The sequence below is a fragment of the Streptomyces sp. SudanB182_2057 genome (assembly GCF_964272715.1).
Lineage (GTDB): Bacteria > Actinomycetota > Actinomycetes > Streptomycetales > Streptomycetaceae > Streptomyces > Streptomyces rubradiris.
Genome location: NZ_OZ186798.1, coordinates 1,824,259 through 1,837,089 on the forward strand (window position 1 = coordinate 1,824,259; position 12,831 = coordinate 1,837,089).

Sequence of the window (12,831 nt, forward strand, 5' to 3'; positions counted from 1 at the left end):
GAGGTCATAGATGACTGAGCGTCAGAAGGACCGGCCGTGGCTGATGCGCACGTACGCCGGCCACTCCACGGCACAGGCGTCCAACGAGCTGTACCGGCGCAATCTCGCCAAGGGCCAGACCGGTCTGTCGGTGGCGTTCGACCTGCCCACCCAGACCGGCTACGACCCCGACCACGTCCTCGCCCGCGGCGAGGTCGGCCGGGTCGGCGTGCCCGTCGCGCACCTGGGCGACATGCGCCGGCTGTTCCAGGACATCCCGCTGGAGCAGATGAACACCTCGATGACGATCAACGCCACGGCCATGTGGCTGCTGGCGCTCTACCAGGTCGTCGCCGAGGAGCAGGGCGCCGACATCACCCGGCTCCAGGGCACCACCCAGAACGACATCGTCAAGGAGTACCTGTCCCGGGGCACCCATGTGTTCCCGCCGGGGCCCTCCCTCCGGCTGACGACGGACATGATCGCGTACACGGTCTCCCACCTCCCGAAGTGGAACCCGATCAACATCTGCAGCTACCACCTCCAGGAGGCGGGAGCCACGCCGGTGCAGGAGATCGCGTACGCGATGTCCACCGCGATCGCCGTCCTGGACGCGGTGCGCGACTCCGGGCAGGTGCCGCGGGAGCGCATGGGCGACGTGGTCGCGCGGATCTCCTTCTTCGTGAACGCGGGCGTCCGCTTCATCGAGGAGATGTGCAAGATGCGGGCGTTCGGCCGCATCTGGGACAAGGTCACCCGCGAGCGGTACGGCATCGAGAACCCCAAGCAGCGCCGCTTCCGCTACGGCGTCCAGGTCAACTCCCTCGGCCTGACCGAGGCGCAGCCGGAGAACAACGTCCAGCGGATCGTGCTGGAGATGCTGGCGGTGACCCTGTCGAAGGACGCCCGCGCGCGTGCCGTGCAGCTGCCCGCCTGGAACGAGGCCCTGGGCCTGCCCCGCCCCTGGGACCAGCAGTGGAGCCTGCGCATCCAGCAGGTGCTCGCCTACGAGAGCGACCTGCTGGAGTACGACGACGTCTTCGAGGGCTCGAAGGTGATCGAGGCGAAGGTGGACCGGCTGGTCGCGGACGCCCTCGCCGAGATCGACCGCATCCAGGAGATGGGCGGCGCCATGGCCGCCGTGGAGTCCGGCTACCTGAAGTCGCAGCTCGTCGCCGCGCACGCCGAGCGCCGGGCCCGGATCGAGTCCGGCGAGGAGAAGATCGTCGGCGTCAACGTCTTCGAGGGCACCGAGCCGAACCCGCTCACGGCCGACCTGGACACCGCGATCCAGACGGTGGACCCGGCGGACGAGGCCCGGGTCGTCGAGGCCCTGCGGAACTGGCGGGACACCCGCTACCAGCCGCCGTTCAACCACCCGCGCCCGTGCAAGGCGCTGGAGCGGCTGAAGGAGGCCGCCAAGGGCACCGAGAACCTGATGGAGGCCACCCTGGAGTGCGCCCGCGCCGGGGTGACGACCGGCGAGTGGGCCGCCGCCCTGCGCGAGGTGTTCGGCGAGTACCGGGCGCCCACCGGGGTCTCCTCCGCTCCGGTGGCCGTCCCCGCCGAGGCCGGTTCGGCGCTCGCCGACGTGCGCGCCCGGGTCGAGGCCACCGCCCGTGAGCTGGGCGTCGGGAAATTGCGGTTCCTGGTCGGCAAGCCCGGCCTGGACGGGCACTCCAACGGCGCCGAGCAGATCGCCGTGCGCGCCCGGGACGCCGGCTTCGAGGTGGTCTACCAGGGGATCCGGCTCACCCCGGAGCAGATCGTGGACGCGGCCCTCGCCGAGGACGTCCACGCGGTCGGCCTGTCGATCCTGTCCGGCTCGCACGCCCGGCTGGTCCCGGACGTGCTCGAGCGGCTGCGTGTGGCCGGTGCCACAGATATACCCGTGATCGCGGGTGGCATCATCCCCAGCGGTGACGCCGAACAGCTCAGGGCCGCCGGAGTGGCCGCGGTGTTCACCCCGAAGGACTTCGACATCACCGGGATCATCGGCCGCATCGTGGACGAGATCCGGAAAGCGAACAAGCTCGACCCCCTGGAGGTCCCCGCATGACAACGGTCAACCGCCTTCGTCCCCGGCGCTCCTGCCTGGCCGTACCCGGCAGCAACCCGCGCTTCCTGGAGAAGGCACAGGGCCTCCCGGCGGACCAGGTCTTCCTGGACCTGGAGGACGCGTGCGCGCCGCTCGCCAAACCCGAGGCGCGGCACACCATCGTCAAGTTCCTCAACGAGGGCGACTGGACGGGCAAGACCCGGGTGGTCCGGGTCAACGACTGGACGACCGAGTGGACCTACCGGGACGTCGTCACGGTGGTCGAGGGAGCCGGGCCCAACCTCGACTGCGTCATGCTGCCCAAGGTGCAGAACGCCCAGCAGGTCGTGGCGCTGGACCTGCTGCTGACCCAGATCGAGAAGACGATGGGCTTCGAGGTCGGCCGGATCGGCATCGAGGCGCAGATCGAGAACGCGGCCGGCCTGAACAACGTCAACGAGATCGCGCAGGCCTCGCCGCGGCTCGAGACGATCATCTTCGGCCCCGCCGACTTCATGGCGTCGATCAACATGAAGTCGCTCGTCGTGGGCGAGCAGCCGCCCGGCTACCCGGCGGACGCCTACCACTACATCCTGATGAAGATCCTGATGGCCGCCCGCGCCAACGACCTCCAGGCGATCGACGGCCCCTACCTCCAGATCCGCAACGTCGACGGCTTCCGCGAGGTGGCCGGCCGGGCCGCCGCCCTCGGCTTCGACGGCAAGTGGGTGCTGCACCCGGGCCAGGTCGACGCCGCCAACGAGGTCTTCTCGCCCTCCCAGGAGGACTACGACCACGCCGAGCTGATCCTGGACGCGTACGAGTACTACACCTCCGAGGCGGGCGGCAAGAAGGGCTCCGCGATGCTCGGGGACGAGATGATCGACGAGGCCAGCCGCAAGATGGCCCTGGTCGTCGCGGGCAAGGGACGCGCGGCGGGGATGCGGCGCACCAGCACGTTCGAGATCCCGGAGGCGTGAGCGCGATGCGGTTCGGACGCACCTACGAGGAGTTCGAGGTCGGCGCGGTGTACAAGCACTGGCCGGGCAAGACGGTCACGGAGTACGACGACCACCTGTTCTGCCTGCTCACCATGAACCACCACCCGCTCCACATGGACGCCAACTACGCCGAGAAGACGACCGACTTCGGCAAGAACGTGGTGGTCGGGAACTACGTGTACTCCCTGCTGCTCGGCATGTCCGTCCCGGACGTCTCCGGCAAGGCCATCGCCAACCTGGAGATCGAGTCGCTCCGGCACGTGGCGCCGACCTTCCACGGCGACACGATCTACGGCGAGACGACCGTGCTGGACAAGCGGCCCTCGAAGTCGAAGGACGACCGCGGGATCGTGCACGTCGAGACCAGGGGCTACAAGCAGGACGGCACCCTGGTGTGCGTCTTCCGCCGCAAGGTGATGGTGCCCACCGAGACGTACGTCAAGGAGCGCGGCGGCGAGCAGCCGGGCCGCCCCGAGCCGAAGGAACAGGGGAAGTAAGCGATGGCCCGTCTCGCCCAGACCGCCGGTCTGACCGACGTCCAGCAGGAGATCCTCTCGACGGTCCGTGACTTTGTCGACAAGGAGATCATCCCCGTCGCGACGGAGTTGGAGCACCGCGACGAGTACCCGCAAGCGATCGTGGACGGCCTGAAGGAACTCGGCCTGTTCGGGTTGATGATCCCCGAGGAGTACGGAGGGCTGGGCGAGTCGCTGCTCACCTACGCGCTGTGCGTGGAGGAGATCGCCCGCGGCTGGATGTCGGTGTCCGGCATCATCAACACCCACTTCATCGTCGCGTACATGCTCAAGCAGCACGGGACGCGGGAGCAGAAGGAGCACTTCCTGCCGAGGATGGCGGCCGGCGACATCCGGGGCGCCTTCTCGATGTCGGAGCCGGGCCTCGGCTCGGATGTGTCGGCCATCACGTCCAAGGCGGTCCGGGACGGCGACGAGTACATCCTGAACGGCCAGAAGATGTGGCTGACGAACGGCGGCACCTCCTCGCTCGTGGCCGTACTGGTCCGCAGTGACGAAGGACACCCCGAGGGCACCGCCCCGCACAAGTCGATGACCACCTTCCTGGTCGAGAAGGAGCCGGGCTTCGGCGAGGTCCGTCCGGGCCTGACCATCCCCGGCAAGATCGAGAAGATGGGCTACAAGGGCGTCGACACCACCGAGATGATCATGGACGGCCTGCGTGTTCCGGCCGACCGGGTGCTCGGCGGGGTCACCGGCCGGGGTTTTTACCAAATGATGGACGGCGTGGAGGTCGGCCGGGTCAACGTGGCGGCGCGCGGCTGCGGCGTCGCCCAGCGCGCCTTCGAACTGGGTGTCCGGTACGCCCAGCAACGTCACACTTTCGGCAAGCCGATCGCCCACCATCAGGCCATCCAGTTCAAGCTGGCGGAGATGGCCACCAAGGTCGAGGCGGCGCATGCGATGATGGTCAACGCGGCCCGCAAAAAGGACTCCGGGGAGCGAAACGACCTGGAGGCCGGCATGGCGAAGTACCTGGCCTCCGAGTACTGCAAGGAGGTCGTGGAGGACGCCTTCCGGATCCACGGCGGCTACGGCTTCTCCAAGGAGTACGAGATCGAGCGCCTGTACCGGGAGGCCCCGATGCTGCTCATCGGTGAAGGTACCGCCGAGATCCAGAAAATGATCATCGGCCGCCGACTGCTCGAAGAGTATCGATTCCAGGGCTGATTGTCCGGATACGGGGTGTTTTCTTCGAGAAGAAGATCACACCCCGTAGACGTTCTTCGGCCGCCGACTCGGCTTCCTGGCTTGCCCAGTTGTGGGCCGCGCCCGGTACGATCCCGGGAAAGCCGCCGTCCCCCGTCAGAGCGCGGCATCATCCGCTACGAAGGTCATCCATGCCCCACTCCTCTGCACACCGCGACAGCCTGGTAGGCGCACGCCTCGCGCGCGGAGCATCGCCGTGGCTCCTCCCGACCGTGGCCACCGCAGCCCTCAGCCTGGTCCGGGCCCGCCGCTCCGGCGCGGCCAGGGCCGTCGCCGTGCCCGCCACCGCGCTCGCGGCGGGCATGCTGTGGTTCTTCCGCGACCCCGAGCGCGAGATCGCCGAGGGCCGGGTCATCTCGCCCGCCGACGGCGTGGTGCAGAGCATCATGCCGTGGAAGGACGGACGCACCCGCGTCGCGATCTTCATGAGCCCGCTCAACGTCCACGTCAACCGGGCGCCCCTCGCGGGCACGGTGACGTCCGTCGAGCACATCCCCGGCGGCTTTGTTCCGGCTTTCAACAAGGAGAGCGAGAACAACGAGCGCGTAGTCTGGCATTTCGACACCGAACTCGGCGACATCGAGATGATCCAGATCGCCGGCGCGGTGGCCCGTCGCATCGTGCCCTACGTCCCCGAGGGCACGAAGGTCGAGCAGGGCGACCGTATCGGTCTGATCCGCTTCGGCTCGCGTGTCGATCTCTACCTGCCCGAGGGCGTGGAGGTCGCGGTCGAGGTCGGACAGAAGACCGTGGCTGGGGTGACTCGCATTGACCGTGATTGATCCGGAGACCCAGGCGGGCTGGGTGCCCGAGGCCGACGAGGTGGACGAAGAGGAGGAGATGCCCCTCTCTCTGCGGCTGTCGATAGCGGACACGCTCACGCTGGGCAACGCCACGTGCGGCTTCATGGCGGTGTACTTCACCACCACCGGCATCCTGATCCCGCACCTCACCGGCAGCCAGGAGTCCGGCATGGCCCGCCACAGCGCGGCCACGGCGGTCATCCTGATGCTCTGCGCGGCGGTCTTCGACCTGTTCGACGGCCTCGTGGCGCGCAAGCTGCGCTCGTCGCCGATGGGCGCGGAGCTGGACAACCTGTCCGACCTGATCAGCTTCGGCCTGGCGCCCGCGTACTTCGTGCTCGTCTACGGCATGGTCGCCGACGACGCGCACCAGCGGGTGGCGGCGGTGGGCGCGATCGTGGTGCTGCTGGCCGTGGTGCTCAGACTGGCCCGGTTCAGCTGCGTGACGATGAAGGACGGCGTGTTCCAGGGCATGCCCTCACCGTTCGGCGCGCTGACCGTCGTGTCGATCGTGCTGCTGGAGCTGCCGTTCGTGGCGACGCTGCTGGCGATCCTGGGGACGGCGTGGCTGATGGTGAGCCGGGTGGAGTACCCCAAGCCGCGGGGCCGGCTGGCCGGGGCGATGCTCAGCTGGATCGTGCTGTCGATGGGGCTGCTGGCCGCGTGGGCCTTCGACGCGCCGAGCGGCCAGCTGCTGCTCCAGACGGGCTGCGCGCTGCAGCTGGTGATGGGCGCGGTGATCCCGCTGTTCGCCACGGCGCGGCGGGTGAACAACTTCCGCGACAACCGTCGTGAGGCGCGGGCGGCGCAGCTGCCGTAGCGGCGCGATTGCCGTAGCGGCGCTTTGGCGAGGGGCCCCTTACCCGGGTTGGGTAGGGGGCCCTCTCTCGTGCCCGCCCTGGGGGCTCCGCCCCCAGACCCCCGCTCTGCCCACCCGCCCACCCGTCTCGGTAAGTCGAAACGCACCCGCGCGGCTATCGCGGTCGCCGAGTCCCACCGCGGTGCGAGGGCTCGGGTTGTGGCCGGGCGAAGGCTTCCGCCTCGGCGGGGCCAGTGGCTCGGGTCGTGGCCGGGGCCAGGGATCGGACCGTGGCTCGGTCGGTCGCCTCTGGGCCTACCGAGACGGGTGGTGGGCGGGCAAGGCCGGGGGTCTGGGGGCGCAGCCCCCAGGAGGCCGGCCCCAGCGAACCTCAGCCGGAGTGAACCGGCCCGCCATAGCCGGGTGGTCACCTCTCGGTGTGACGAGTCGGGTGGTGGGTGGGCGAGGCCGGAGGATCAGGTCAGGTGGGTCTCGGCCAGGCGGGCGGCGACTTGTTCCAGGATCGGCCCGGCGTCCGCGATGCACTTGGCCACGTCCGGCTCGACCGACGTGAGGGGGTACGCCTCCGCGATACCGGCCCGCCGCAGCGCCTCCTGAGGCAGGGCGAGCCGTCCGCAGACGGCCACCACCGGCTTGCCCGCGGCCCGCGCCGCCGCGGCCACCCCGGCCGGCGCCTTCCCGTGCAGCGTCTGCTCGTCCAGCGAACCCTCGCCGGTGATCACCAGGGAGGCCCGCTCCAGGGCGGGCGCGAAGCCCAGGACGTCCAGCATGACGTCGATGCCGGCGCGGAACCGGGCGCCCAGGAGCAGCGCGCCGTAGCCGATGCCGCCCGCCGCGCCCGCGCCCGGGGACGCCGCGTACTCGGCGGCCCGCGGGCCCGCCTCGGCCTCCAGCACCTTCGCGAAGTGGGCCAGCGCCGCGTCCAGCGTCTCCACGTCCTCCGGCGAGGCGCCCTTCTGCGGGCCGTAGACGGCGGGCGCGCCCTTCGGCCCGGTCAGCGGGTTGTCGACGTCGCTGGCCAGCACCAGCTCGACCGAGGAAAGCCGCGGGTCCAGCCCGGAGAGGTCGGCGCGGGCCAGAGCGGCCAGGCCGCCGCCGCCCGGGGCCACCGGCTCGCCCGCCTCGGTGAGGAACCGCGCGCCCAGCGCGGACAGCATGCCCGCGCCGCCGTCCGTCGTGGCGCTGCCGCCGACGCCGAACACGATGGTCCGCGCGCCCGCGTCCAGCGCGGCCCGCAGCAGCTCCCCGGAGCCGTACGTGGAGGCCGTCAGGGGCGCGAAGACCCCGGCCGGCAGCCGCTGCAGACCGCTCGCCTCGGCCATCTCGACGACCGCGGTGCCGTCGCGCAGCGCGAACGCGGCCGTCACCTCCTCGCCGAGCGGCCCGGCCACCCGGACCTCGCGCCGTTCGAAGCCGGCCGCGACCGCCGCGTCCACGGTCCCGTCGCCGCCGTCGGCCACGGGCAGCGCCTCCACCGCCAGGTCCGGCACGACCCGGCGCAGCCCGGCCGTCACCCGCTCGGCGACCTGCACGGCCGTCAGCGAGCCCTTGAACTTGTCCGCGGCGATGAGCACCCGACGGGTCTCGTTCACTGCAGCGTCCGCCACCTTGTCTTCCCCTTGCTCTCCGGGCCCCGCGCACGGCGGGGCCAGTCGCGCCGCTGTGACGATAACCGCAGGACACCCCCGCCGTCATGCCCCGCCCGAACCCTGGAAGGCGGCGCGGAGCGGGCGGAAGTGGGTACCCCGCCGTCATGAGCACCCAGCGCACCGCACCGGACCTCGCCGACCGGCTGCACGGCGGCTGGCTCGGCCGGATCGCGGGCAACATGCTCGGCAAGCCGGTCGAGCAGGGCGAGGTGTGGACCCGCGAGCGGATCGACCGCTATCTGCGCCGGGCCGCCGCCCTCCCGCTGACCGACTACCTGCCCGAGCCGGCCGACCCGGCCGAGGCCGCCGCGCTGCGCCCGGAGTGGCGGTGCTGCGTGCGCGGCCGGATCGACGGCAGCTGCCGGGACGACGACGTGGACTACGCGATCCTCGGCCTGCACCTGCTGGAGACCCACGGGTTCGGCTTCAGCACCGAGCAGGTCGGCGACCTGTGGCTGCTCAGGCTGCCGTACCTGCAGACGTTCACGGCGGAGCGGGCCGCGTACCGGAACCTGGCGAACGGGCTGAGGCCGCCGCTGTCGGCGACGTACGACAACCCGTACCAGGAGTGGATCGGCGCGCTGATCCGCGCCGACGTCTTCGGCTGGACCTGCCCCGGCGACCCCGTCCGGGCCGCCCGGCTCGCCCGCCGGGACGCGGTGCTCTCGCACACCGGCAACGGCGTCTACGGCGCCATGTGGGCCGCCGCGCTGATCGCGGCCTCCTTCACCGCCCCGACCGTCCGGGACGCCCTGGACACCGCCTTGGCGGTGGTACCGGCGGGCAGCCGCCTGGCCCGGACGGTACGGCGGGTCGCGAGCCTGCACGAGGCCCGGCTGCCCTGGGAGCAGACCCTGGCCACGCTGGCCGAGGAGACCGCCGGGTTCGGCTGGATCCACACCGTCCCCAACGCCGCGGTCCTCACCGCCGGGCTGCTGTACGGCGAGGGCGACTTCACCCGGACCCTCGCGCTGACCGTGCGCGGCGGCCTGGACACCGACTCCAACGGGGCCACGGCCGGCTCGGTGGCCGGGGTGCGCGCCGGGGCGCGGGCGATCCCGGCCCAGTGGCGGGAGCCGCTGCGGGACACGGTGCGCAGCGCGGTGTTCGGCTTCGACGGCGTACGGATCAGTGCGCTGGCCGAACGCACCCTGCGCCTGGCGACGACGGGTTCGTAGGGCGGGCCTGCTGGATACCCTGTCCCGATGACCACCACTGCTGACTTCGCCGCGTACATCGCGGGTCTGCCCCGGGTGCTCGCCGGGGCCGCCGCGCTCTTCCGGGACGCCGAGGGCCGGGTGCTGCTCGTGGAACCCAACTACCGCGAGGGCTGGGCGCTGCCGGGCGGGACCATCGAGTCGGACACCGGGGAGACACCGCGCCAGGGCGCCCGCCGGGAGACGCTGGAGGAGATCGGGCTGGACCGCCCGCTGGGCCGGCTGCTCGCGGTGGACTGGGCGCACGGCGCGGACCGGCCGCCGCTGGTGGCGTACCTGTACGACGGCGGTGTGCTCACCGAGGGCGAGCTGGGGTCCATCCGGCTCCAGGAGGAGGAACTGCTGTCCTGGCGGCTGGTCGCCCGCGAGGACCTGACGGCGTATCTGCCCGAGCCGCTGGGCCGCCGGGTGCTGGCCGCCCTGGACGTGCTGGCGGAGGGCGGCGGCACGGCGGAGCTGGAGAACGGCCGACGGGTGGCCTGACCGGCACCCGGCCCCCGGCAGACGCCCAGCCCTCCTGGTCGGCGGTCGGCCCTCCTGGTCGGCGGTCGGCCCTCCGGCCGGCGGTCGGCCCTCCTGGTCGCGGGGCCGCGCGTCCACCTCGCGCGGCGCCTCGTCCCGGGCGGCGGTCACCTTGGCCATGCGGGGACGCCGGCACCGCGGGTCCGCGTTCCGGGAGCCTCCCGCCTTGCCCATCGGCGGCTTATCCGTTCGCGGCGGCCCGCGGCCGCCCCCTACCCTCGGGGGCATGGCCAAGCCCCTCGTCGCCCTGCTCAGCGGGGCCGGTATCTCCACCGACTCCGGAATCCCCGACTACCGCGGGCCCAACGGGCTGTGGCGGCGCGATCCGGAGGCCGAGAAGCTGGTCACGTACGAGTACTACATGGCGGACCCGGAGATCCGGCGCCGGTCCTGGCTGATGCGGCGCGACAGCGGCGCGCTCGGGGCCCGGCCGAACGCGGCGCACCGGGCCGTCGCCGAACTGGAGCGGTCCGGGATCCCGGTCCGGGTCCTCACCCAGAACGTGGACGGACTGCACCGGCTCGCCGGCCTGCCCGCCCGCAAGGTCCTCGAACTGCACGGCAGCGCCCGCGCTGTGGTCTGCACCCGGTGCCACGCCCGGGGGCCGATGGAGGAGGCGCTGGCCCGGGTGGCGGCGGGCGAGCCGGACCCGCCGTGCCTGGAGTGCGGCGGCGTGCTGAAGCCGGCGACCGTGATGTTCGGCGAGCGGCTGGATCCCGTGGTCCTCGGCGAGGCCGCGGCCATCGCCAAGGCCTGCCAGGTGTTCATCGCCGTCGGCAGCAGCCTCCAGGTGCAGCCCGCAGCCGGGCTGGCCGGGGTCGCCGTCGACCACGGCGCCCGGCTCGTCGTCGTCAACGCCGAGCCGACACCGTACGACGAGCGGGCCGACGAGGTGATCCGCGAACCGATCGGCACCGCGCTGCCCGCCCTGCTGGCCCGGCTGGCGGCGCAGGGCGACGCGCAGGGCGACGCGTAGGGCCCGGGCGGGCGGTCAGAACAGGGCCGCTCCGCGTTCGAAGTCCAGCAGGCGGCGCTTGCGGTCCAGGCCGCCGCCGTAGCCGGTGAGGTCGCCGCCCGCGCCGATCACCCGGTGGCAGGGCACGATGATGCCGACCGGGTTCTTGCCGTTGGCGAGGCCGACCGCGCGGGACGCCTTCGGATTGCCGAGAGCGTCGGCGAGCCGGCCGTAGGAGCGGGTCTCGCCGTACGGGATGCGGGTCAGCTCCTCCCAGACCCGGCGCTGGAACGGGGTGCCGTGCAGCCGCAGTTCCACGGTGAACTCCTTCAACTCGCCCGCGAAGTAGGCCGCGAGCTGTTCCGCGGCCTCGGCGAACGGGGTGTCGTCGGGGGTGCCGAAGGTCTCCTCGGGCGGGCGGTGGCGCTGGCCGGCCATGTACAGGCCGCACAGCACGCCGTCGTCGGCGACGAGGGTGAGCGGGCCGTAGGGGCTGTCGATGACGGTGTGCTGCTTCATGGCGGGGTCCTCGTACGGGATGCGCGGGCGCGGGGCCGGGGCGTCGGTGCGCGGGTGTCGGGTCCTGGTCTCGGGGTGGTCTCGGGAGCCTTACGCGGGCAGGAAGTTGATCGGATGGCTGTCGGTCGCCCACAGGTACTGCACCGCGTACGCCCGCCAGGGCCGCCAGCCCTCCGCGCGGGCGGTGAGCGCGGCCGGGGTGGACGGCAGGCCCAGTGCCCCGGCGGCACGCCGGATGCCGAGGTCGGTGGGGAGGAACGCGTCGGGGTCGCCGAGGGCGCGCATGGCGATGACGTCCGCCGTCCACGGCCCGAAGCCGGGCAGCGCGAGCAGCCGGGCGCGGGCCTCGGCCCAGTCGGTGTCCACGCCCAGGCGCAGCCCGCCGTCGGCGAGCAGCCGGACCAGGGTGGTGAGCGTGGCGCGCCGGGCGCGGGGCATGGCCAGGGACCCGGGGTCCACGGCGGCCAGCGCCTCGGCCGAGGGGAAGAGGTGGGTGAGGCCGCCCTCGGGGTCGTCCAGGGGTTTGCCGTGCGCGGTGACCAGGCGGGCCGCGTGGGTGCGGGCGGCGGCCGTGGACACCTGCTGGCCGAGCACGGCGCGGACGGCGAACTCGGCCTCGTCCACCGTGCGCGGCACCCGGCGGCCGGGGCCGCGCTCGACCAGCGGGGCGAGCAGCGGGTCGGCGCTCAGCCGCTCGTCGACGGCGACCGGGTCGGCGTCCAGGTCGAGCAGGCGGCGGCAGCGGCTGATGGCCACAGGCAGGTCGCGCAGGTCGCTCAGGGTGAGCCGGCAGGCGATGTGGCCGGGGCCGGGGGTGAGGGCGGCGATGCCGTGGCCGTAGGGCAGCCGCAGGGTGCGGCGGTAGGCGCCGTCCCGCCACTCCTCCACGCCGGGTACGGCGGTGGCGGCGAGGTGACCGAAGAGGTTGGACGGGTTGAGCGGGGCGCGGAACGGCAGCCGCAGGGTGAGCACGCCGGGGGTGCCGGCGCCGCTCGCGGGCACCCGGGCGCGCAGCTCGCTCGGGGACAGGGCGAAGACCTCGCGGACGGTGTCGTTGAAGGCGCGCACGGAGGAGTAACCGGCCGCGAAGGCGATCTCCGACATGGGCAGCGCGGTGGTCTCGATGAGCAGCCGGGCGGTCTGGGCGCGCTGGGCGCGGGCGAGCGCGAGGGGGCCGGCGCCCAGTTCGGCGAGCAGGTGCCGCTCCACCTGGCGGGTGCTGTAGCCGAGCCGGGCGGCGAGGCCGGGCACGCCCTCGCGGTCCACGACGCCGTCGGCGATCAGCCGCATGGCGCGGGCGACCAGGTCGGCGCGCCGGTTCCACTCCGGGGAGCCGGGGCTGGTGTCGGGGCGGCAGCGTTTGCAGGCCCGGAACCCGGCCTGCTGGCAGGCGGCGGCACTCGGGTAGAACGTCATGTTCTCCGGCTTGGGCGGCACCACCGGGCAGCTCGGGCGGCAGTAGATCCGGGTGGTCAGGACGGCCGTGAAGAACCAGCCGTCGAATCGCGCGTCCTTGGAGCGCACCGCGCGCACGCAGTGGTCCCGGTCGAGATGAGTGCCTGTCCGCATGCCTCCAGCATCGG

The 12,831-nt window shown here is 72.5% G+C and carries 12 protein-coding genes; 9 read left to right on the forward strand and 3 right to left on the reverse strand.

Features of this window, described 5'->3' with window-relative positions; all coding sequences use genetic code 11:
- The first annotated feature begins 10 nt into the window (after positions 1 to 10).
- The 6 genes from ACSURM_RS07670 (at position 11) to pssA (ending at position 6,386) form a co-directional block, all read left to right on the forward strand.
- Complete coding sequence (locus tag ACSURM_RS07670) at positions 11 to 2,038, forward strand: protein meaA (RefSeq protein ID WP_436954207.1); 2,028 nt, start codon at positions 11 to 13, stop codon at positions 2,036 to 2,038.
- Positions 2,035 to 2,997: an HpcH/HpaI aldolase/citrate lyase family protein gene (locus ACSURM_RS07675; RefSeq protein ID WP_436954209.1), complete on the forward strand. Its 963-nt coding sequence runs from the start codon at positions 2,035 to 2,037 to the stop codon at positions 2,995 to 2,997. Before ACSURM_RS07670 ends, ACSURM_RS07675 begins: the two co-directional genes overlap by 4 nt.
- Positions 2,998 to 3,002: 5 nt before the next feature.
- Positions 3,003 to 3,515, forward strand: coding sequence for a MaoC family dehydratase (locus tag ACSURM_RS07680; RefSeq protein ID WP_359045411.1), 513 nt, complete (start codon positions 3,003 to 3,005; stop codon positions 3,513 to 3,515).
- Positions 3,516 to 3,518: 3 nt separating this feature from the next.
- On the forward strand, positions 3,519 to 4,724 hold the full coding sequence (locus tag ACSURM_RS07685; protein WP_436954210.1) for an acyl-CoA dehydrogenase family protein: 1,206 nt from the start codon (positions 3,519 to 3,521) through the stop codon (positions 4,722 to 4,724).
- Between the two features lie 170 nt (positions 4,725 to 4,894).
- Positions 4,895 to 5,545 (forward strand): phosphatidylserine decarboxylase, encoded by a 651-nt coding sequence (locus ACSURM_RS07690; protein ID WP_436954211.1) that lies wholly within the window; start codon positions 4,895 to 4,897, stop codon positions 5,543 to 5,545.
- Positions 5,546 to 5,567: 22 nt separating this feature from the next.
- The gene (pssA, locus tag ACSURM_RS07695; RefSeq protein ID WP_359045413.1) at positions 5,568 to 6,386 is read left to right on the forward strand and encodes a CDP-diacylglycerol--serine O-phosphatidyltransferase; all 819 of its coding nucleotides are present in this window, start codon (positions 5,568 to 5,570) and stop codon (positions 6,384 to 6,386) included.
- A 455-nt stretch (positions 6,387 to 6,841) separates the two neighbouring features.
- Here pssA and ACSURM_RS07700 read toward each other — a convergent pair whose 3' ends face one another.
- On the reverse strand, positions 6,842 to 7,978 hold the full coding sequence (locus ACSURM_RS07700; RefSeq protein ID WP_436954212.1) for a glycerate kinase: 1,137 nt from the start codon (positions 7,976 to 7,978) through the stop codon (positions 6,842 to 6,844).
- A 161-nt stretch (positions 7,979 to 8,139) separates the two neighbouring features.
- On the opposite strand from ACSURM_RS07700, the gene ACSURM_RS07705 reads away from it, so the two are divergent.
- The 3 genes from ACSURM_RS07705 (at position 8,140) to ACSURM_RS07715 (ending at position 10,750) form a co-directional block, all read left to right on the forward strand.
- Positions 8,140 to 9,213 (forward strand): ADP-ribosylglycohydrolase family protein, encoded by a 1,074-nt coding sequence (locus tag ACSURM_RS07705; protein WP_436954213.1) that lies wholly within the window; start codon positions 8,140 to 8,142, stop codon positions 9,211 to 9,213.
- Between the two features lie 27 nt (positions 9,214 to 9,240).
- Positions 9,241 to 9,735, forward strand: coding sequence for an NUDIX domain-containing protein (locus ACSURM_RS07710; RefSeq protein ID WP_436954214.1), 495 nt, complete (start codon positions 9,241 to 9,243; stop codon positions 9,733 to 9,735).
- Between the two features lie 265 nt (positions 9,736 to 10,000).
- Entirely contained in the window at positions 10,001 to 10,750 is a 750-nt protein-coding gene (locus tag ACSURM_RS07715; protein ID WP_436954215.1) for an SIR2 family NAD-dependent protein deacylase, read from the forward strand.
- 15 nt (positions 10,751 to 10,765) lie between these two features.
- Here ACSURM_RS07715 and ACSURM_RS07720 read toward each other — a convergent pair whose 3' ends face one another.
- A complete protein-coding gene (locus tag ACSURM_RS07720; protein WP_436954216.1) occupies positions 10,766 to 11,248 on the reverse strand; it encodes a methylated-DNA--[protein]-cysteine S-methyltransferase in 483 nt (160 codons plus the stop codon).
- A 90-nt stretch (positions 11,249 to 11,338) separates the two neighbouring features.
- A complete protein-coding gene (locus ACSURM_RS07725; protein ID WP_436954217.1) occupies positions 11,339 to 12,817 on the reverse strand; it encodes an AlkA N-terminal domain-containing protein in 1,479 nt (492 codons plus the stop codon).
- Positions 12,818 to 12,831: the final 14 nt, after the last annotated feature.

Excerpts from the sequence above, each read along its gene's own strand:
- ACSURM_RS07670 (WP_436954207.1), top strand. The coding sequence starts at position 11 with ATGACTGAGCGTCAGAAGGACCGGCCGTGGCTGATGCGCACGTACGCC.
- ACSURM_RS07675 (WP_436954209.1), top strand. The coding sequence starts at position 2,035 with ATGACAACGGTCAACCGCCTTCGTCCCCGGCGCTCCTGCCTGGCCGTA.
- ACSURM_RS07680 (WP_359045411.1), top strand. The coding sequence starts at position 3,003 with ATGCGGTTCGGACGCACCTACGAGGAGTTCGAGGTCGGCGCGGTGTAC.
- ACSURM_RS07685 (WP_436954210.1), top strand. The coding sequence starts at position 3,519 with ATGGCCCGTCTCGCCCAGACCGCCGGTCTGACCGACGTCCAGCAGGAG.
- ACSURM_RS07690 (WP_436954211.1), top strand. The coding sequence starts at position 4,895 with ATGCCCCACTCCTCTGCACACCGCGACAGCCTGGTAGGCGCACGCCTC.
- ACSURM_RS07705 (WP_436954213.1), top strand. The coding sequence starts at position 8,140 with ATGAGCACCCAGCGCACCGCACCGGACCTCGCCGACCGGCTGCACGGC.
- ACSURM_RS07710 (WP_436954214.1), top strand. The coding sequence starts at position 9,241 with ATGACCACCACTGCTGACTTCGCCGCGTACATCGCGGGTCTGCCCCGG.
- ACSURM_RS07715 (WP_436954215.1), top strand. The coding sequence starts at position 10,001 with ATGGCCAAGCCCCTCGTCGCCCTGCTCAGCGGGGCCGGTATCTCCACC.
- ACSURM_RS07720 (WP_436954216.1), bottom strand. The coding sequence starts at position 11,248 with ATGAAGCAGCACACCGTCATCGACAGCCCCTACGGCCCGCTCACCCTC.
- ACSURM_RS07725 (WP_436954217.1), bottom strand. The coding sequence starts at position 12,817 with ATGCGGACAGGCACTCATCTCGACCGGGACCACTGCGTGCGCGCGGTG.